Here is a 17,196-nt window from a genome sequence, read left to right as displayed (position 1 = left end):
GGCGCCTGCACGGGACGGGAGTGCGGCGCCGGATCGCGCGTGCCTGCTTCGCTGCGCGGGCTGGGCGCCGTGGCGTCGATGCGGTCGTGGGCACGCATCGCGCCTGGGAAGGAGGCGGTCCGTTGGGCCGCCCTCTGGGTTCAGCGGGTCTGCTGCCCGCGCAACTGCACCTTGGCGCTGCCGATGGCGGCATTCTCGTAGGTGTGCTTGAGGCGCTGGTAGACCTCGTCGTCGAGCTGCTGGAACTCGCCGCCCTGGTGATCGCCGCTGACCGACAGTTGGAACAGCCCTTCCAGCAGGGAGGCGTTGTGGTCGCCCGGGTCGTATTTGCTCTCGTTCTCGCTCATGCGCGTGGTTTCCTGTTGGATCGCTGCGTGATGGGAGGTGCAACTCCCATGCCAGGTTTTCGGCCTGTCTTAGGGTTATCGGCGGCGCGCGGCACGACTTGAGCGGCACGATGTGAGCGGCGGACGGCTGACGCGCCGCGTCGGCGGCGTGACGCGCTGGGGCAGGTGCTTCACACGGCCGCGGCAAGCGGCAGCGGACACTGCGTGCTCCGCGCCACACCCAGTTCCCCATGTCCGCAGCCAACGTCCCGATCGCGCACGATCCGCAACAGCGGCGTTTCACCCTGGAGGTCGACGGCCACCGCGCCGAGCTCGACTACGTCCTGCAACAGGAGCGCATGGTCATCACCCACACGGGGGTGCCTGGCCCGATCGGCGGGCGCGGCCTGGCGGCGCAACTGGTGACCGCCGCGCTGGACCACGCGCAGGCGCAAGGCTGGAAAGTGGTGCCGGCGTGTTCGTACGCGGCGGTGTTCATCCAGCGGCATCCGCAGTACGCCGCGCTGCTCGCTTGAGCGGGCGGCATCGCAACGGCGCGATAATGCGCGCCACTTCCATAGGCATTGCAGGAACAGGGGCAGTCGACGTGAGCAGGGCAGAGACGAAGGGCAACGGGCGGATGGCATGGACGGCACTGGCGGTCGCGGCGGCACTGGCAGTGGCCGGCTGCAAGCGCGAGGAACCGGCCGCCGCACCGGCGCCCGCGGCAGCACCGGCACAGGCCGAAGCTGCCGCGCCTGCGGCGCCGGAGCAGGCGCAGACCGCGCCGCCGGAACTGAAGGACATCGTCGAACACAGCCCCAGCTATGTGGTCGGGATCACTTTCCCGCCCTCGATCAACCGCTACCCGGGGCTTGCCGACGCGGCCAACCGCTACGCGCAGCGCGCGCGCAGCGAACTGATGGAAGCGGTCGACGGGCTCGGCAACGATCGTCCGCGCGCGCCCTACGAACTGTCGCTGCAGTTCGAGATGCTGCTGGAGCGCCCGGATCTGGTCGCGCTGAGCGCCGACGGCAGCCGCTACACCGGCGGCGCGCACGGCGAACCGCTGGTGGCGCGCTGGGTGTGGCTGCCGCAGCAGCAGCGCATGCTCACCGCCGAGACGCTGATCCCGGATGCGTCGCATTGGAAGCCGGTGGCCGGCTATGTCGCCGCGCAACTGCGCCAGGCGGTGCAGACGCGGGTCGATGCCGAGCAGGTGCCGCCGGAGGATCAGGACGAGCAGGTGCGCAGCGCCAGCAAGATGATCGCCGAAGGCACCGAGCCGCAGCCCAGCAACTTCAGCCAGTTCCAGCCGCTGGTCGATGCGGCGGGCAAGATCACCGCGCTGCGCTTCGTGTTCCCGCCGTACCAGGTGGGGCCATATGCCGATGGCACGCAGACCGTGGACGTGCCGGCCAGCGTGCTGCGCGAACTGGTGGCGCCTGAGTACGCGCCGCTGTTCGCCACCTGATCGATCGCCGGCACGCTCGCGCGCGTCGGCAACGGCGTGCGGTGCATCGTGTCGACAGCGTGCGGGAACGCAACGCATGCCCTCGTCGGGGCGATGCGCAATGGGTAGCATTGGCGGCTACCCCACTTGCACGCGATTTCCTCATGGGCAGTTTCGATCAGACCGAGCGGCGTGTCGCGCACACCTGCGCACGCTATCCCGCGTTCCCGCGCGAGCCCGCCGTCCTGGTCCGCCTGGTCAAGCATCTGTACAAGCGCGTGCATGCCAACGCCAGCGGCATGCTCAAGGCGTACGGCATCAGCCCGCCGGAGTACGAGATCCTGATGATGCTGTACGGCACGCCCGAGCAGTGCATCACCCCCACCGAGGTGGCCGAGGCCGCCAGCGAGAAGCCGGCCAACATCACCCGCCTCACCGACAGCCTGTGCAGCAAGGGGCTGCTTTTGCGCACAGCCAGCCCGGAAGACCGGCGCAAGGTCACGCTGACCCTGCAGCCGGCCGGCATCGCCCTGATCGAGCGGCTGCTGCCGGACGTGTGCGCGTTCCTCGATGCGGAAACCGCGGCACTGGATGCGGGCGAGCAGCAGCAGTTGGAGGCGCTGCTGAAGAAGATGCTGGCTGGCATCGACGGTCTCGACGCGGCCGCCGGCGCGAAGTGAGGGCACCTCGAAGACATTGCGTCCGCGGCAATCTAACGGGATGCGATGTGCGCCGTAGGAGCGGCTTTAGCCGCGGCGGGCTCCTCGGAAACGCGCGTCGCGGCTGAAGCCGCTTGTGTCAAATGAGGGTCTATCGTTGCAGGTGAGAGCGGAGTGCGGCAGGCCGTTTAGCCGTGGTGCCAGCAAGCACGAGTAGGAGTCAGCGCCGCCGCACCCCGTGTCTCCTGCCTCATCAGCCCGAACAGTTGCCCGAGTCGCGAGCTCGAACTCCACAAGCATGGGCGTCGGCAGGAGTGCTCTCGTGCCTGAGTCTACTGCGGAGAACGTCTATGCGACGCTATATCGGGATCGATGTATCCAAGGCCGAACTGGTCATTCATGTACTGCCGGACGAGCAGACCTGGACCCAACCCAATACGCCACAGGGGCAGCGTGCGCTGGCCCAACGCCTGGCCGAGTTGGGCTGCGAGCGGATCGTGCTGGAAGCCAGTGGCGGCTACGAACATGCCGTGCTGCAGGTGCTCCGAGAGGCGAACCTGCCGGCAGTGCGGATGGCCGCCGATCGTCCGCGCAAACTAGCCCAGGCCTTGGGCCTGCATGCCAAGACCGATGTCCTGGACGCGCGCCTGCTGGCCATCGCCGCCCAGCACATCCCGACCACCCTCACGCCCGTGGTGCCTGAGCACCAGCAATCTCTTCGCGAACTGCTGGACCTGCGTGCCACCCTGGTGGGCCAGCGCGATGTCCATCGGCGGCGCCTGGAGCACATCACCAGCGCCAAAGTGCAACACCGCTGCCGAGAGGTGATCGCCCTACTGAACCAGCAGATCCAGACGTTGACGCAGGAGATCGAGCAGCAGGGCAAGACCTGCTCGAGCCTACCCAAGGTGCCTGGGCTCGGCACGATCCTGCGCGCGGTTCTGGCCGCGCGGCTGCCAGAACTAGGCACGCTGCCGCCACGCAAGCTCGCTGCCCTGGTCGGGCTGGCCCCGTTCAATCACGACAGCGGCTGCTGGAAAGGCCAACGCCGCATCAAAGGCGGACGTGCCGACGTGCGGCGCGTGCTGTACATGGCCACCTGGGCCAGCATCCGTGCCAAATCCCCCTTGGCCAACACCTACGCGCGCCTGCGCGCAGCGGGCAAGCCGGCCAAGGTCGCCATCGTCGCCTGTATGCACAAGTTCCTGCGCTGGCTCAACGCCATCGTGCGCGATCACGCACCATATGCTCCTCCTGTCATCGCAGGTGCATGACAGTTGACTCCTACGGGACGCGTCACGGCATGACCCAGAGGTGCCAAGGCGCGTTGTCCCGCCGAGCAGGCACGGCGTCGCGCTGTTGCTAGCGCCAGCCGTGCGCGCGTGCTTGCTGTTCGCCGTCGGCATCCAGCGCTTCGCCGGCGATGCGCGCATCCACCGCCTGCAGCACGGCGGCCGGCATCGGGCTGGCCGCCATGCGCATGCCGCTGCCGTCGTTGTGTTCGCCAGCGGGCACCAGCAATTCCACCCGCCATGCGCTGTCGCGCTGGCAGGCCAGGCCGGCGCTGGCGCGCGGCATGGCGAAGGTGCGGCAGTAATGGCCGTCGCGATCGCGGAAGCTCAGGCCGATGCGCACGCTGCTCTGAGGCTGGCCAGACAACTGCTGCGTCAGCGCCTGCGCCAACGCGCCCTCGGCGACGCCACCCTGGGTGGCCGCGACCGTGGGGCCCGGCGCGGCGCCCTGCGGCAATTGCCGCTGCGCGATCCACAGCCCCAGCAGCAGCGCCGCCGCCAAGCCCGCCGGCAGCGCCCAGCGGCGGCGCGCGCGTGGCCGCAGCGGCGTCGGTCGGCTTGCCTGCGCGGTCGCATGGATGGGCGAGGGCGGCTTCGCTGCGACAGCGGCGTCCTGGTCGGGCGCGTCAGTCGGCCGCGCGCGCGCCGCGGCGAGCAAGCGTGCGGGCACGGCTTCGTCCAGCACCGGCGCGAAGCCGGCACGCAGCCGCACCTGCAGGCTGCGCAGCCGCTCCAGGGCCTGCGCCAACTGCGGGTCGGTCCGCAGCGCCGCTTCCACTTGCGCGGCCTGCACTGGGTCCAGTTCGCCGTCGGCGTAGGCCTGCAGGGTGAGTGAATCGATCGTGGTGGTCATGCGGTCGCCTCCAGTGACGCCTGCAGGGCTTCGCGTCCGCGCGCGAGCCGGCTGGTGAGTGTGCCCAGCGGAATCTCCAGCACCGCCGCGGCATCCTTGTAGGACAGGCCTTCGATCAGCACCAGCGCGATCGCCAGGCGTTGTTCCTCGGGCAGGCCGGCCATCGCGGCCTGCACCGCCATCCAGTCCTGCTGCCGCTCCAGCGGCGTGTCGCCGACGTGTTCGCCCTCGGCGGCATCGACGAACACCTGCCGCCGTCGCCGCTGCGCCCGCACCTCGTCGATCCAGGCGTGGCGGATGATGCCGTACAGCCAGTACTGCAGCGGCGTCTCCGGCCGCCATTGCGCGGCGCGGCGCAGGGCGCGTTCGATCGCGATCTGCAGCAGATCGTCGGCGTCCTCGCGATGCCCGGCGACGGCACGCGCGAAGCGCCGCAACTGCGGCAGCAGGGTACAGATGCCGTCGCCGACGGCGGCCGTGGGATCGGCGTGCATGTGGGGGATACGTTCGGCGGAGGCGTTTTCTTCCATGGGCGCGGCGCGGCGTTCACGGTGGGTCGGGATGGCAGGATTAGTGTGGCACGCCAACAGGGGCGGACAACGGAGCGGGACATGGCGACGGGCAGGCGAATGCGCTGGATGGCCGTGGCATGGCTGGCGGTGGCGACACCGGCGTTGGCGCAACTGGCGTTGCCGTCGGCGGGCGGGCTGGTGCAGGACGTCACCCAGGGCATGCAGGGCGGCATGAATCGGTTGGGAGAATCGCTGCAGGATGCGCGCGGCGATCTCGAACGGCTGCGGCTGAAACGCCTGCAGGCGCTGCTGCGCAGCGATCCGCGCGGGCTGGAGCGCGACGAAGGTGGCGCGGTGGTGATGCGCGGGCAGGTGGTGGCATTGGAGCCGGAGCCGGCGGCGCTGCAGGCGGCGCAGGCGGCCGGCTTCGTGGTACTGGAGCAGCGTAGCTTCGGCGAATTCGGCCTGCGCCTGGTGGTGCTGCAGGTGCCGTCGGGCCTATCCACGCGCCGCGCCCTGCAGCAACTGCGCGAGCGCGATCCGCAGGGCGAGTACGACTACAACCACGTCTACAGCGGATCGGCGGCGGCGCCACCGACGCCAGACAGCGCGTCCGCCGTTCGCGCAGCCGAGGGTGCCGCGACGGGCGGATTCGTGGTCGGGCTGATCGACAGCGGCGTGGACGCGGCGCATCCGGCGCTGGCCGGCGTGCAGGTGCAGACCTGGGGCTGCGACGGGCAGGTACGCGCGCAGCCGCACGGCACCGCCGTCGCCTCGCTGCTGGCCGGACGCGCGGTGGCGCACGGGCCGTTCGCACGCACCCTGTATGCGGCCGACATCTATTGCGGCCAGGCCGATGGCGGCACCGTGGTCGAGCTGGTCGGGGCACTGGCATGGATGGCGCAGCAGCAGGTGCCGGTGATCAACATCAGCCTGATCGGCGGCCCCAACCGCGCGCTGCAACTCGCCGTGCAGCGCATGCTCGCGCGCGGCCACGTGCTGGTCGCGGCGGTGGGCAACGACGGCCCGGCGGCACCGCCGCTGTATCCGGCGGCCTATCCCGGCGTGATCGGTGTCACCGCGGTGGATGCGCGTGGGCGGGTCTTGCCGGAGGCGGGGCGTGGGCCGCAGGTGGCCTTCGCCGCGGTCGGCGAATTGATCGCCGCCGCGCCGCAGGGCCGCTGGCAGGCGCAACGCGGCACCTCCTTCGCGGCGCCGCTGGTGGCGCGGCTGGCGGCGCAGGCACTGTCACAGCCGAATCCGCAGGCGGCCGCGCAGGTGCGCACGCAGTTGCAGGCGCAGGCGCGCGATCTCGGTGCGCTCGGCGCCGATCCGGTGTACGGCGCCGGCCTGCTCGGTGCGGACCTGGCGCTGCAGCGCGCGCCGGGCGGCTGAACGCATTCTGTCTGCGTCCCGCCTGCTCGGGATGTTCTGCGTCGCTCGATTCGTAGGGAGACATGAGAGCCGCAGATGGCCTGCGGCGACACGAGGAGAATGCGATGAACGGCAAGACTCTGTTGGCGAGCGCGGTGCTGGCGGCGTCGGTGGCGCTGATCCCGGGCGTGGCCGGCGCGCAGTTGCTGGGCGGTGCGGGCAGCGTGGGCGGTGCCGTCAATGGCACCCTGGGCGGCCTGGGGGGCGGCAGCCTCGGCGGCAACGGCATGGGCGCCGGCCGCCTGGACGCCGGAGTGCCGCTGGATGCCGCGCGTAGTGGCATCGAGCAGTCGTCGCAGCGTGCGCGGATGGCGGCGCAGCGGGCGGCGGCGCGTGGCGCGGCCACCGCCGAGGGTGCGGCGCAGACCGCCGGCGCTGCGGTGAACCAGGGCCGCACACTGGCCGGCAATGCCGCGGCCAGTGGCAGTGCCGCGGCACGCAGCGCGGCCGGTAGCGCGATGGGCCAGGCCGATGGCGCGCTCGGCGCGGCGACCAGTGCCGCCAATCCCACTGCGGCGCTGTCGACCGCCGGTACTGCCGCCGGTGCAGTCAATGGCGTGACCGGTAACGGTGCTGCGTCGAGCGCGGCCGGCACCGGCAGCGGCAACGGCGCCGCCAGCGGCGGTAGCCTGCCGGCGGTGCCGGCGGTGCCGGCGCTGTCCGGGAGCGGGAGTGCCAACGGTGCGGCCAGCGGCAGCGCCTCGCACAGCGCGGGCACGCATGGCGGGTCGGTGTCGGGCCAGGCGGGTGCGGGCGGCCAGGGCGGTGCGCAGGCCGGTAGCGGTCAGGCGCAGGGGCAGGCCGGCGGCAATGCCTCGCTGGGTGCCAGCATCAACGCCTCCAGCGACGGCCAGTAGTAAGCCTTTGACGGCCACGCGCGGCGTACCGCGCGTCGCCATCGAAGCCACTGGCTGAAAAAACACGACGCCCGGCTGAGCCGGGCGTCGTGCGTTTCGCTTCATGCGGCGGGTTGGTCGTGGGAGCGTCCCAACGACGTCGTCGCGACGTCGCGGCACGGCCGGGGCCGTGCCGCAGTGCCCTTCAACGTGCGCTCGGCGTCGCCGCCGGCGTGGCGTTGAGGCCGCGCTTCTCCAGCAAGGGCTCGATCTGCGGCGCGTGCCCGGCGAAGTCCTGGAACAGTTGCATCGCATCGACGCTGCCACCGCGCGAGAGCAGGGTCTTGCGGAAGCGGTCGCCGTTGGCGCGGCTCAGCCCGCCGTGCTGCTTGAACCACTGCTGGGTGTTGGCGTCCAGCACCTCGGACCAGATGTAGGCGTAGTAGCCGGCCGCGTAGCCGCCCATGATGTGGCTGAAGTACGGCGTACGGTAGCGCGGCGGCACCGGCGGGTAGGCGATGCCGTCGGCCGCCAGCGCCTTGGCCTCGAAGTCCATCACGCCCGAGGCCGGCGGCACCTGGCCGGGGCTGAGCTGATGCCAACGCTGGTCGAGCATGGCCGCGCCCAGGTACTCGGTGGTGGCGAAGCCCTGGTTGAACTTGGCGGTGGCCACCACCTTGTCCAGCAGCGCCTGCGGCATCGGCGCGCCGCTCTGGTAGTGCTTGGCGTAGTGCTTGAGGATGGCCGGATCGTCCGCCCACATCTCGTTGACCTGCGAGGGGAACTCGACGAAGTCGCGCGGCACGCTGGTGCCGGCGAAGTAGGGGTACTTCACGTTCGAGAACATGCCGTGCAGCGCGTGGCCGAACTCGTGGAACGCGGTGGTGACCTCGTCCCAGGTCAGCAGGGTCGGTTGGCCGGCCGGCGGCTTGGGGATGTTGAGGTGGTTGGCGACCACCGGCTTGTCGCCGGTCAGCGCCGACTGCGACACGTAGGAGCTCATCCAGGCGCCGCCGCGCTTGGATTCGCGTGCGTACATGTCGGCGATGAAGATCGCCAACTGGCTGCCGTCGGCGTCGAACACGTCGTAGACCAGCACGTCGTCGCGGTAGGTCGGCAGGTCGGTACGCTGCTTGAAGGTCAGCCCATATTCCTGGTTGGCGGCGTAGAACACGCCGTTTTCCAGCACGTTCTTCAGTTCGAAGTAGGGCTTGAGCTGGGACTCGTCGAAGTCGTACTTGGCCTGGCGCACCTTCTCGGTGTAGTAGGCCCAGTCCCAGGCCTCGAGCTTGAAGCTGGGCTTGCCGGCGGCCTTCTGCTCCTGGTCGATCATCGCCTGCAGGTCGGCGGCCTCGCGCTTGGCGTTGGCCACCGCGGCCGGGGCCAGCTTGCCGAGCATGGCGTTGACCGCTTCGGGGGTCTTGGCGGTCTGGGTTTCCAGCGAGTAGGCGGCGTGGTTCGGATAGCCGAGCAGCTTGGCGCGGTCGGCGCGCAGGGTCATGATCCGCGACACCAGCGCGGTGTTGTCGTACGGGCCGCCGTGGCTGCCGCGCGACACCGAGGCCTCGTAGATCTTCTGCCGCAGCGCGCGATCCTTGAGCTGGGCCAGCGGCGGCTGGCCGGTGGTGTTGAGCAGGGCGATCACGTACTTGCCGTCGAGCTTGCGCGCCTTGGCCGCTTCGGCGGCCGCGGCGATCTGCGCGTCGGACAGGCCGTCGAGCTGCTTGACGTCGTCCACCACCACCGCCGCGGCGTTCACTTCGGCCAGCACGTTCTGGCTGAACTTGGTGCCCAGTTCGGCCAGTTCGGCGTTCATCGCCTTGAGCTTGGCCTTGTCGGCGTCGTTGAGCTTGGCGCCATCGCGGACGAAGTCGCTGTGGTACTTCTCGATCAGGCGCACGCCTTCCGCGTCCAGGCCGAGCTGGTTGCGGGTGTCGTACAGGGTCTGGATGCGCGCGAACAGCTTGGAATTGAGCGCGATCGCATCGCGGTGCGCGGCCAGCTTGCCGGCGTACTCGGCCTGCAGTTTCTTGCGGGTGTCGTTGGTGTCGGCGCCGACCAGGTTGAAGAACACGGTGGTGGCGCGGTCCAGGACCTGCCCGCTCTTCTCCATCGCCACGATGGTGTTGTCGAAGGTCGGCTTGGCGGTCTGCTCGGCGATGGCCTGCACTTCCTGCAACTGCTGCGCCATGCCGGCGTCGAACGCGGGCGCGAAATCACTGTCCTTGATCTTGTCGAACTGCGGGTAGTGCAGCGGCAGCGGGCTTTCGGCGAAGAACGGGTTGGCCTGCGTGGCGGCGGTTGCAGCGGTGGGCGTGGTGGCCGGAGCGGCGTAGGCGGGCATGGCGAGTCCGAGCGTGGCGGCGAGGGCAAGGGCGAGGCGAGAGGTCATCAAGCGGTATCCGCAATCATGGTGATCGGGCAGGCTACCCCAGGCCGGCAGGCGTGACCCGTGACGAAAGCCATGGGAGCGCTGCAGCATAGGCGCTTGTTTCCCAGGGCTTTGCGGCATCTGGCGTGAACCTTGATGCAGTGCGCTCTCCTGCGTGGTTGTGCCTGTGCAGGCACGCATCGGTGGTGCGCTGGCGGTGTGTTGGCTGGTTCGCGCGGACGTCTGCCAGGCGGCCTCGCACATTGGCTCCGGCCTGCTGGCGACGCCTGCGGCCACCGCGTAGCATCGCGTCGAACCAGCGCCGCTGTGGCGCGCCGCGCCACGAGGACCCATGGACACGCCGACCACTGCCTACGCCTTCACCGCGACCACCTTGGACGGGCAGGAGCAGCCGCTCGACGAGTACGCCGGCAAGGTGCTGTTGATCGTCAACGTCGCCTCCAAGTGCGGTTTCACCCCGCAGTACGCGGGGCTGCAGGCGCTGTGGCAGCGCTACCGCGAGCGCGGGCTGGTGGTACTGGGCTTTCCCTGCGACCAGTTCGGCCATCAGGAGCCGGGCGATGCCGCGGAGATCCGCCAGTTCTGTTCGCTCAGCTACGACGTCGATTTCCCGATGTTCGCCAAGGTCCAGGTCAACGGCGACGGTGCGCATCCGCTGTGGCGCTGGCTCAAGCAGCAGAAATCCGGGCTGCTCGGCATCGCCGCGATCAAGTGGAATTTCAGCAAGTTCCTGGTCGGTCGCGACGGCCAGGTGCTGGCGCGTTATGCGCCGACCGACAAGCCGGAGGCGCTGGCCGACGCTATCGAGCGGGCGCTGGGATAACGATTCGGCCGAGGACGCTAGGCGTGGTCTTGAATGCTGGATGCTTGCTCTTGTGGGAGGGACTTCAGTCCCGACGCCTTTAACTCGAACGCGTCGGGACTGAAGTCCCTCCCACACACGATTTCGCCACTATTTCTCCTTGACCTGCCGCCGTATCGCTGATGCGGGTAGGAGCGGCTTCAGCCGCGATGCTTTACCGGTAACGCCCGTCGCGGCTGAAGCCGCTCCTACGACGGGAGAAGCGCGGCGGCTTTACTTCTCGACGAAGGCGCGCTCGAACACGTAATGCCCCGGCGAGCCGATGCGCGGCGAGGCGACGAAGCCGCGGGCGTCCAGGGTCTGGCGCAGGTCGGCCAGCATCTGCGGGCTGCCGCAGATCATCGCGCGGTCGTGTTCCGGGTTCAGCGGCGGCAGGCCGAGGGTGCGCTGCATCTGGCCGCTCTCGAGCAACTCGGTGAGGCGGCCGCGATTGCGGAAATCCTCGCGGGTCACTGCGGGGTAGTACAGCAGCTTCTCGCGGATGGTCTCGCCGAGGAACTCGTGCTGCGGCAGTTCCTTCTCGAAATAGTCGCGGTAGGCCAGGTCCTTCTCGAAGCGCACGCCGTGGGTGAGGATCACCTTGTCGAAGCGCTCGTAGGTTTCCGGATCCTTGATCACCGACAGCCACGGCGCCAGGCCGGTGCCGGTGCCCAGCAGGTACAGGTGGCGGCCCGGGTGCAGGTCGCTGATCAGCAGGGTACCGGTGGGCTTCTTGCCGACCAGCACCGAATCGCCGGGCTTGATGTGCTGCAGGCGCGAGGTCAGCGGGCCGTCCGGCACCTTGATGCTGAAGAACTCCAGTTGCTCTTCCCAGTTGGCGCTGGCGATGGAATAGGCGCGCAGCAACGGCCGCGTCTCCGTTTCCAGGCCGATCATCACGAACTGGCCGTTGTCGAAACGGAAGCCATCGTTGCGGGTGGTGGTGAAGCTGAAGTAGTCCTCGGTCCAGTGGCGGACATCGAGCACCGTTTCGGGGCCAAAAGCGGAAGACATGCCGTTGATCGTGATGGGGAAGGAACGGAGATCATTCTACCCCATGCCGGTTCAAATGAGATCAAATCTCATTTGTGGTGCGGTGCCGGTCACGGAGATGGCTCACTTCTCGAACGAGACCTCGTAGGACAGGTACAGCGGCGCCTGCGGCGGCGCCAGCAGCGGGCGCTGGCGCAGGAAGCGCTCCAGGCAAAGGGCCAGCGGCGTGGTGCCGTTGCGCCAGCTGGCGCCGACGCTGCCGTCGGCCTGCACCTGCACCACCACGGTGAACGGCGAGGTGTCCGGGCGCGGCGTGGCGCAACTGGCCACGCCCTCGTCCAGCGCCGCGCGTTGCAGGGTCTGCAGGCGTTCCTCCATCGCCGCCGGCAGGCTGGCTTCGTCGCGGTCGGCCAGGGCCTTGGCCGCGGCGTAGTCGGATGGCGCCGGCGTGTCCGCGGCGGGAGCGGCGAGCGCCGGGACGGCGAGGGCGGCGGCGAACAGACAGGGCAGGGTGCGGAGCATGGCGGCGTCGGAAGGGGCGGACGGGCTAACGATACCCAGCGGCCTGCAGTTCGAACAGTTCCGCGTAGCGGCCGCCCTGCGCCATCAGTTCGTCGTGGGTGCCGCTGGCTTCGATCCGGCCGTCGGCCAGGACCAGGATGCGATCGGCCATGCGTACGCTGGAGAAGCGGTGCGAGATCAGCACCGCGGTGCGGTTGTCGGACAGCTCCTTGAAGCGCTGGAACACCTCGAACTCGCTGCGCGCGTCCAGTGCGGCGGTCGGCTCGTCGAGGATCATCACCTGCGCGTCGCGCATGTAGGCGCGGGCGATGGCGATCTTCTGCCACTGCCCGCCGGAGAGGTCCACGCCGGTCTTGAAGCGGCGCCCGATCACCTGCGCGTAGCCCTGCGGCAGGCCGTCGATCAGCTCGGCGGCCATCGCCCGCTGCGCGGCGGCGCGGATCCGCGGCGCGTCGTCCAGCGCGTCGACCTGGCCGACGCCGATGTTCTCGCCGGCGCTGAAGTGGTAGCGCACGAAGTCCTGGAAGATCACGCCGAGGTTTGCGCGCAGATCGTCCAGGTCGTAGTCGCGCAGGTCGCGCCCGTCGAGCAGGATGCGGCCCTCGTCCGGGTCGTACAGCCGCGCCAGCAGCTTGACCAGGGTGGTCTTGCCGGCGCCGTTCTCGCCGACCAGGGCCAGCACCTCGCCGGCGCGCAGGGCGAAGTCCAGGTGCCGCACCGCCCACTGTTCGGCGTCCGGATAGCGGAAGCCGACGTTCTCGAACACGAAGCCCTGCCTGATCGGCCGCGGCACCGGCACCGCACCGGGGCGGGTGCGGATCTCCGGGACGATGCGGAAGAACGAATACAGGTCGTCCAGGTACAGCGCCTGCCCGGCCACCTGCGAGAAGCCGATCAGCAGGCCTTCCAGCAACTGCCGCAGGCGCAGGAAGCTGCCGGCCAGGAAGGTCAGGTCGCCGATGCTGAAGTCGCCGCGCACGGTGCGCCAGGCGATGTAGCCGTAGGCGCCGTAGTAGCCCAGCGTGCCCAGCGCCGCCAGCAGCGTGCCCCACAGCATGCGCTTGCGCGCCAGCGCGCGGTTGGCCTGGAAGTAGCGGTCGGCCAGGGCGCGGTAGCGCGCAATCAAAAAGTTGTGCAGGTTGAAGATCTTCACTTCCTTGGCGGTCTCGACGCTGGCGCCGAGCTGGCGCAGGTAGTCGAGCTGGCGGCGCTCGGCCGTCCACTGGAAGTTGAGCGAGTAACCCAGCGCGTTGAAGTGCGCCTCGCCGATGAAGGCCGGCACCAGCGCCACCGCCAGCAGGGCGATCAGCCAGGGCGCGTAGACCAGCAGGCCGACCGCGAAGCTGACCACGGTGATCGCGTCCTGCACCTGGCCGAACAGCTGGCTCATCAGGTTCATCCGGCCCATGGTCTGGCGCCGCGCGCGGTCGAGCCGGTCCTGCTGCTCCGGGTCCTCGAAATCCTCCAGGTCCAGTTGCGCGGCATGCTCCATCAACTGAACGCTGGTGGTGTTGTTGAACAACTCCGACAGCAGCGTGTCGGCGTAGCTGACCAGCCGCCCGAGCAGGTCCGAGGCGATCGCCAGCGCCAGCTCCAGGCCCAGCAGTTCCAGCAGTCGGTTCAGGCGGCCGCTGGCCAGGGCCTGGCCCAGCGAATCGAAGCCGGGCGATTGCGCCACCAGGTGAATGGCCTCGTCGATGATCAGCTTGCCGACGTACAGCGAGGCCACCGGCAGCAGCGCGCGTAGCACGCGCAGGCCGATGCTGCTGAGGGTCAGCCAGCGGCTGGTCTGCCAGATCTGGCGCAGGAACGGCGGCAGGTTGCGCATCGCGTCGAAGCGTTCGCGCAGGCTCGGGCCGGTGCGGGACGCGGCGCGGGCGCCGCCATGAGAGGGGGAGGTGGAGGCCATCGGCGCATTGTGCCGGGGGCGGGTGTGGGCGGGGAGTGTGGGCTGCGCCGCGACGAAGGCTGCACCGTCGCTGACCCGGGTGGCTGGCGCGCGCTTTCTGAGGGCGGGGCATGAGGTAGCCTCGTCGACGTCCAGCCGAGGCCCTTGCCATGTTCGATCCCGTCGCGCGTGCCGTCGCCCGCCTGTGCGCGCACCTGCCGTCGTGGCGCGAACTGCTCGGTTGCGCGGTCTTCGTCCTGGTCGCCGCCGCGCTGCTGCGGTGGGGCGAGGCGACCATGGTGGTGTTGACGCTGTCTTATGTCGTCTTCGCGATCGGCTACAGCCTGTTTCGCCTGTTCGGCGGTCGCGGCAGCATCGACCTCGGTCAGCTATGGCGCGATGTGCTCGATGCGGTGCTCAGTCTGGGCTGATGTGTTGGAGGCGATAGGTCTGCTCGGCGCGACGGTCGCGACATGCGGCGTCTTCGTACCCTCACCCCAACCCCTCTCCCGGTGGGAGAGGGGCTGATTCTGTGGCTCGCGGGAGCCTTTCGGCTTACTCGTCCAGCCGCAAGGTCAGGCACTTTGCGGCGCCGCCGGCCTTGAGGAATTCGTCCAGCGGGGTCTGCACCACGCGGTAGCCGATCGCGGCCAGGGCCGCGCACAGCGCCGCTGAGGCGCGGTTGAGCAGCAGGGTGTCGTCCAGGTCCACCGCGTTGCAGGCGAAGGCGAGGGCGTCGGCCTCGCCGACGACGATGCGCCGTGAGGCCGGGATGTGCTGGGCGATCGCCTGCTGCGCGGCGGCGTCGAACGCGGCCGGGTAGTACAGCAGGTAGCCGTCGCGCAGCGGGCAGAAGCAGGTGTCCAGGTGATAGAAGCGCGCGTCGACCAGGCGCAGCGGCACCACCTCGATGTCCAGCAGGTCGGTCAGCTCGTGCGCGGCGGCCAGGTCGCTGCGGTGGCCGTGGCCCATCCACAGCCGGCGCGCGCCGCGGTCCAGCAGCGCGTCGCCAGCGCCTTCGAAATACACCTGCTCGGGCAGTTCCTGGATGCGCAGGCCGGCCTGGCGGCACCAGGCGGTGAACAGGGCTTCCTCGCCGCGGCGCTCGGCGTGGCGGAAGCGGCTGGGCACGAAGCGGTCGCCGAGCACCAGGCCGGCGTTGGCGCTGAACACCATGTCCGGCAGGCCCGGCGCGGCGGCGATGCAGTCGACGCGGGCGCCTGCCGCCTCGGCGGCGGCCACCAAGGCATTCCACTGCGCCTGCGCGCGCTCGCGGCTGGCGGCGTGCACGTTGCCTTCCATCCAGGGGTTGATCACGTAGTCCACCGCGAAGTGCTGCGGCGCGCACATCAGCAGGCGGTGGCGGTAGCTGGCGCCGGCGCGGGAGTGCGGTTCGGGGGAAGCGAGGGTCAGGTCGGTCTCATCGGCCAGGCCGACAGCAAGGACATTCTCGATCATGCGCGCGCTCCGCGTCGGGGATGCGCGCCACGCTAGCGGCGGCGTGTTGCGGGGACATGTCGGTGGATTGGTGGAGGGATTGGGGATTCGGGATTGGGGATTCGGAGGCAGGATCGCGCAACCGGCGGGATGCATAGCGCTTCCGGATTCTGAGCGCTGGCAGTTGGACGTACTGCCCACACGCCAACGACAGGCAGGCCCGCCGCGTGCGCGGTTCTGCTTGCACGAATCCCCAATCCCGGCGCGCAGCGCCCTTACGGCAGCGTCGGCTGCAGGCCCACGCCCAACCGGTTCCAGGCGTTGATCACCGCCACCGCCATGGTCAGCGCGCTGATCCCGGCCGGGTCGAACTGCGCCGTCAGTGCGTCGTAGATGGCCTGCGGCGGCGCGCCGGCGGGTAGCGTGGTCAGCGCCTCGGCCCAGTCCAGCGCGGCGCGCTCGCGGGCATCGAAGAAGCGGCTGTCGCGCCAGGCGGCGAGGGTGTCGAGCTTGCGTGGTTCGGTGCCGGCCTTGCGCAGGGCGGTGGCATGCATGTCGATGCAGTAGGCGCAGCCGTTGAGCTGGGAGACGCGCAGGAACACCAGTTCGGTGAGGGCGCTGCCGAGCGTGCCGTCGTGGACCTGCTGGCTGGCGCCGAGCAGGGCGCGGTACGCCTCGGGTTCGTGGCGGGTGTAGTCGATGCGGTGGAAAGGCATGGTGGGTCCGAGCATGGCGGCCACCATGGCCGCCTTCCCCTCCAGGACGCGGCGGCGCGTCCCGGCGTGACAGCGCCAGCGCAGGTCAGGTGCGGCTGGCTGCAGGTCGCGCCGTCGGCACCGGCAACTTGTCCGGGTTCATCAGTGTCAGCACCTCGGCGATGCGCTCGCCGTCGATCACCAGCACCGTCGCCGAGTGCAGCCGTGGCCCCAGGAAGCGCAGGATCGCCGGTTCGCCGTTGACCGTGCCGATCCGCGCCTGCAGGCCCAGGCTGCGCCGCGCCACGGCCCAGTACAGCCGGCCGATGCGCTCGGCGCCGTGCAGCGGGCGCAGGCTGGCGGTGACCTTGCCGCCGCCGTCGGAGCGCAACTGCGCGTCGGCATGCAGCAGGGCGGCGATGGCGGCGCGGTCGCCGCGCTGCGAGGCGTGCAGGAAGCGCTCCAGCAACTGGCGGTGACGCTCGGGCGTGACCGCGAAGCGCGCCTGGCCCTGGCCGAGCCGTTCGCGCGCCCGGTGCACCAGTTGCCTGCAGCCGGCCTCGCTGCGCTCCAGGGTGCGGCCGATCTGCGCGTAGTCGTAGTCGAACGCTTCCTTCAACAGGAACGCCGCGCGCTCGTGCGGGCCGAGCCGCTCCAGCAACGCCAGGAACGCCAGCGACACCTGCTCCGCGCGGTCATGGCGCTCGGCCGGGTCGGCGTCTTCTGCGTCGGCGATCTCCAGCGGCTCGGGCAGCCACGGCCCGACGTAGTGGACGCGGGCGCTGCGCGCCGCGCGCAAGCGGTCCAGGCCGAGCCGGGTGGTGGCGGTCACCAGCCAGGCTTCGGGGTCGCGGATCGCGCTGCGGTCGCTGGCCTGCCAGCGCAGCCACGCGTCCTGCACGGTGTCCTCGGCGTCGGCGCGGCTGCCGAGCAGGCGGTAGGCCAGGCCGAACAGCCGGGGGCGGTGGGATTCGAAGGTCGGATCGTGGGTCATGACGACCAGGACGGAACAGGGCGTGCCGGCGTGACAGCGGGCGGGGCCGCCACTTTGCCCTAAAATGGG

18 protein-coding genes are annotated in these 17,196 nt (G+C 70.0%); 8 read left to right on the top strand and 10 right to left on the bottom strand.

Translation table 11 applies throughout. The annotated features are described in order from the left end of the window. Positions 1-140: 140 nt before the first annotated feature. Positions 141-347, bottom strand: a complete 207-nt coding sequence (locus RAB71_RS13015) for a hypothetical protein (protein ID WP_010343837.1) — start codon at positions 345-347, stop codon at positions 141-143. 230 nt (positions 348-577) lie between these two features. Between RAB71_RS13015 and RAB71_RS13010 the strand changes: the two genes are divergently transcribed. From RAB71_RS13010 to RAB71_RS12995, 4 genes are all read left to right on the top strand, one after another. Further along, positions 578-862, top strand: coding sequence for a GNAT family N-acetyltransferase (locus RAB71_RS13010; RefSeq protein ID WP_010343838.1), 285 nt, complete (start codon positions 578-580; stop codon positions 860-862). A 104-nt stretch (positions 863-966) separates the two neighbouring features. Further along, complete coding sequence (locus RAB71_RS13005; protein WP_041500089.1) at positions 967-1,800, top strand: DUF3298 and DUF4163 domain-containing protein; 834 nt, start codon at positions 967-969, stop codon at positions 1,798-1,800. Positions 1,801-1,943: 143 nt separating this feature from the next. Further along, complete coding sequence (locus RAB71_RS13000) at positions 1,944-2,459, top strand: MarR family winged helix-turn-helix transcriptional regulator (RefSeq protein WP_010343841.1); 516 nt, start codon at positions 1,944-1,946, stop codon at positions 2,457-2,459. A 329-nt stretch (positions 2,460-2,788) separates the two neighbouring features. After that, positions 2,789-3,712, top strand: a complete 924-nt coding sequence (locus RAB71_RS12995; protein WP_104609622.1) for a transposase — start codon at positions 2,789-2,791, stop codon at positions 3,710-3,712. 88 nt (positions 3,713-3,800) lie between these two features. On the opposite strand, the gene RAB71_RS12990 is transcribed toward RAB71_RS12995, so the two are convergent. Together RAB71_RS12990 and RAB71_RS12985 are read right to left on the bottom strand one after the other, a co-directional pair. Then, positions 3,801-4,583, bottom strand: coding sequence for an anti-sigma factor (locus RAB71_RS12990; RefSeq protein ID WP_244170791.1), 783 nt, complete (start codon positions 4,581-4,583; stop codon positions 3,801-3,803). Next, on the bottom strand, positions 4,580-5,077 hold the full coding sequence (locus RAB71_RS12985; protein ID WP_010344386.1) for an RNA polymerase sigma factor: 498 nt from the start codon (positions 5,075-5,077) through the stop codon (positions 4,580-4,582). Before RAB71_RS12985 ends, RAB71_RS12990 begins: the two co-directional genes overlap by 4 nt. Before the next feature lie 144 nt (positions 5,078-5,221). Between RAB71_RS12985 and RAB71_RS12980 the strand changes: the two genes are divergently transcribed. Both RAB71_RS12980 and RAB71_RS12975 read left to right on the top strand, forming a co-directional pair. Next, positions 5,222-6,490 carry a S8 family serine peptidase gene (locus RAB71_RS12980; RefSeq protein ID WP_234006557.1) on the top strand — a complete coding sequence of 423 codons (1,269 nt, stop codon included), beginning with the start codon at positions 5,222-5,224 and terminating at the stop codon, positions 6,488-6,490. Between the two features lie 104 nt (positions 6,491-6,594). Continuing rightward, positions 6,595-7,386, top strand: coding sequence for a hypothetical protein (locus RAB71_RS12975; RefSeq protein ID WP_041500092.1), 792 nt, complete (start codon positions 6,595-6,597; stop codon positions 7,384-7,386). A 184-nt stretch (positions 7,387-7,570) separates the two neighbouring features. Here the strand turns inward: RAB71_RS12975 and RAB71_RS12970 are convergent, their stop codons facing one another. After that, positions 7,571-9,757: a M3 family metallopeptidase gene (locus RAB71_RS12970; RefSeq protein WP_029562312.1), complete on the bottom strand. Its 2,187-nt coding sequence runs from the start codon at positions 9,755-9,757 to the stop codon at positions 7,571-7,573. A 331-nt stretch (positions 9,758-10,088) separates the two neighbouring features. Here RAB71_RS12970 and RAB71_RS12965 point away from each other — a divergent pair, with 331 nt between their 5' ends. Continuing rightward, on the top strand, positions 10,089-10,580 hold the full coding sequence (locus tag RAB71_RS12965; protein WP_010344392.1) for a glutathione peroxidase: 492 nt from the start codon (positions 10,089-10,091) through the stop codon (positions 10,578-10,580). Positions 10,581-10,832: 252 nt separating this feature from the next. On the opposite strand, the gene RAB71_RS12960 is transcribed toward RAB71_RS12965, so the two are convergent. From RAB71_RS12960 to RAB71_RS12950, 3 genes are all read right to left on the bottom strand, one after another. Continuing rightward, positions 10,833-11,612, bottom strand: coding sequence for a ferredoxin--NADP reductase (locus tag RAB71_RS12960; RefSeq protein ID WP_010344393.1), 780 nt, complete (start codon positions 11,610-11,612; stop codon positions 10,833-10,835). 102 nt (positions 11,613-11,714) lie between these two features. Beyond that, positions 11,715-12,113, bottom strand: coding sequence for a hypothetical protein (locus RAB71_RS12955; RefSeq protein WP_010344394.1), 399 nt, complete (start codon positions 12,111-12,113; stop codon positions 11,715-11,717). Between the two features lie 25 nt (positions 12,114-12,138). After that, positions 12,139-14,022 carry an ABC transporter ATP-binding protein gene (locus RAB71_RS12950; protein WP_010344395.1) on the bottom strand — a complete coding sequence of 628 codons (1,884 nt, stop codon included), beginning with the start codon at positions 14,020-14,022 and terminating at the stop codon, positions 12,139-12,141. Between the two features lie 149 nt (positions 14,023-14,171). Here RAB71_RS12950 and RAB71_RS12945 point away from each other — a divergent pair, with 149 nt between their 5' ends. Then, entirely contained in the window at positions 14,172-14,432 is a 261-nt protein-coding gene (locus RAB71_RS12945; protein WP_010344396.1) for a hypothetical protein, read from the top strand. A gap of 124 nt (positions 14,433-14,556) precedes the next feature. Here RAB71_RS12945 and RAB71_RS12940 read toward each other — a convergent pair whose 3' ends face one another. The 3 genes from RAB71_RS12940 to RAB71_RS12930 form a co-directional block, all read right to left on the bottom strand. Next, the gene (locus tag RAB71_RS12940; protein ID WP_041500093.1) at positions 14,557-15,459 is read right to left on the bottom strand and encodes a dimethylarginine dimethylaminohydrolase family protein; all 903 of its coding nucleotides are present in this window, start codon (positions 15,457-15,459) and stop codon (positions 14,557-14,559) included. Positions 15,460-15,713: 254 nt separating this feature from the next. Next, positions 15,714-16,154, bottom strand: coding sequence for a carboxymuconolactone decarboxylase family protein (locus RAB71_RS12935; protein ID WP_029562314.1), 441 nt, complete (start codon positions 16,152-16,154; stop codon positions 15,714-15,716). Positions 16,155-16,239: 85 nt separating this feature from the next. Next, positions 16,240-17,127 carry an RNA polymerase sigma-70 factor gene (locus RAB71_RS12930; RefSeq protein WP_010344401.1) on the bottom strand — a complete coding sequence of 296 codons (888 nt, stop codon included), beginning with the start codon at positions 17,125-17,127 and terminating at the stop codon, positions 16,240-16,242. Positions 17,128-17,196 lie beyond the last annotated feature (69 nt).

The sequence above is a fragment of the Xanthomonas sacchari genome (genome assembly GCF_040529065.1).
In the GTDB taxonomy this organism is placed as follows: domain Bacteria; phylum Pseudomonadota; class Gammaproteobacteria; order Xanthomonadales; family Xanthomonadaceae; genus Xanthomonas_A; species Xanthomonas_A sacchari.
Note: the sequence above shows the minus strand (reverse complement) of the source record. Positions and strands in the feature narration are given on the sequence as shown.

What these genes read in the sequence shown, in the direction of transcription:
- RAB71_RS12945 (WP_010344396.1), top strand. Translation starts at nt 14,172, where the DNA reads ATGTTCGATCCCGTCGCGCGTGCCGTCGCCCGCCTGTGCGCGCACCTG.
- RAB71_RS12940 (WP_041500093.1), bottom strand. Translation starts at nt 15,459, where the DNA reads ATGATCGAGAATGTCCTTGCTGTCGGCCTGGCCGATGAGACCGACCTG.
- RAB71_RS13015 (WP_010343837.1), bottom strand. Translation starts at nt 347, where the DNA reads ATGAGCGAGAACGAGAGCAAATACGACCCGGGCGACCACAACGCCTCC.
- RAB71_RS12950 (WP_010344395.1), bottom strand. Translation starts at nt 14,022, where the DNA reads ATGGCCTCCACCTCCCCCTCTCATGGCGGCGCCCGCGCCGCGTCCCGC.
- RAB71_RS12965 (WP_010344392.1), top strand. Translation starts at nt 10,089, where the DNA reads ATGGACACGCCGACCACTGCCTACGCCTTCACCGCGACCACCTTGGAC.
- RAB71_RS12985 (WP_010344386.1), bottom strand. Translation starts at nt 5,077, where the DNA reads ATGCACGCCGATCCCACGGCCGCCGTCGGCGACGGCATCTGTACCCTG.
- RAB71_RS13000 (WP_010343841.1), top strand. Translation starts at nt 1,944, where the DNA reads ATGGGCAGTTTCGATCAGACCGAGCGGCGTGTCGCGCACACCTGCGCA.
- RAB71_RS13010 (WP_010343838.1), top strand. Translation starts at nt 578, where the DNA reads ATGTCCGCAGCCAACGTCCCGATCGCGCACGATCCGCAACAGCGGCGT.
- RAB71_RS12930 (WP_010344401.1), bottom strand. Translation starts at nt 17,127, where the DNA reads ATGACCCACGATCCGACCTTCGAATCCCACCGCCCCCGGCTGTTCGGC.
- RAB71_RS12990 (WP_244170791.1), bottom strand. Translation starts at nt 4,583, where the DNA reads ATGACCACCACGATCGATTCACTCACCCTGCAGGCCTACGCCGACGGC.
- RAB71_RS12980 (WP_234006557.1), top strand. Translation starts at nt 5,222, where the DNA reads ATGGCCGTGGCATGGCTGGCGGTGGCGACACCGGCGTTGGCGCAACTG.
- RAB71_RS12960 (WP_010344393.1), bottom strand. Translation starts at nt 11,612, where the DNA reads ATGTCTTCCGCTTTTGGCCCCGAAACGGTGCTCGATGTCCGCCACTGG.
- RAB71_RS12975 (WP_041500092.1), top strand. Translation starts at nt 6,595, where the DNA reads ATGAACGGCAAGACTCTGTTGGCGAGCGCGGTGCTGGCGGCGTCGGTG.
- RAB71_RS13005 (WP_041500089.1), top strand. Translation starts at nt 967, where the DNA reads ATGGCATGGACGGCACTGGCGGTCGCGGCGGCACTGGCAGTGGCCGGC.
- RAB71_RS12970 (WP_029562312.1), bottom strand. Translation starts at nt 9,757, where the DNA reads ATGACCTCTCGCCTCGCCCTTGCCCTCGCCGCCACGCTCGGACTCGCC.
- RAB71_RS12995 (WP_104609622.1), top strand. Translation starts at nt 2,789, where the DNA reads ATGCGACGCTATATCGGGATCGATGTATCCAAGGCCGAACTGGTCATT.
- RAB71_RS12955 (WP_010344394.1), bottom strand. Translation starts at nt 12,113, where the DNA reads ATGCTCCGCACCCTGCCCTGTCTGTTCGCCGCCGCCCTCGCCGTCCCG.
- RAB71_RS12935 (WP_029562314.1), bottom strand. Translation starts at nt 16,154, where the DNA reads ATGCCTTTCCACCGCATCGACTACACCCGCCACGAACCCGAGGCGTAC.